Annotated in this window: 1 pseudogene; it reads right to left on the reverse strand. The window is 44.8% G+C overall.

Going from position 1 to position 241, the window contains the following annotated elements:
- Positions 1-39 precede the first annotated feature (39 nt).
- Positions 40-241, reverse strand: a pseudogene (locus AB4486_RS24840) (sugar ABC transporter substrate-binding protein); the annotation flags it as partial.

The following is a 241-nucleotide window of genomic DNA, read 5'->3' on the forward strand; positions in this document are numbered from 1 at the left end:
CAGATCCACGCTTCCTCACTTACTCAAAGTAATAACAAATTAAAGATTACGCGTGCGACGCTTGATTAGACGCTCAGCCTCTTTAAGCGCTGTCTCGATGTCTTTACCTTCATCAAGTACTTCCATCAATGCGTTCTCTAAGATGATAGAACGTGCAACGTGGTCGCCTTGTGCTGGAGATACTGGTTTGATGTTTTGCGCAACTTCAGCAAAAATAAGACGGGCTTTTTGTCCGCCTAGG

This window comes from Vibrio sp. 10N.222.55.C6 (assembly GCF_041473395.1).
GTDB lineage: Bacteria > Pseudomonadota > Gammaproteobacteria > Enterobacterales > Vibrionaceae > Vibrio > Vibrio crassostreae_C.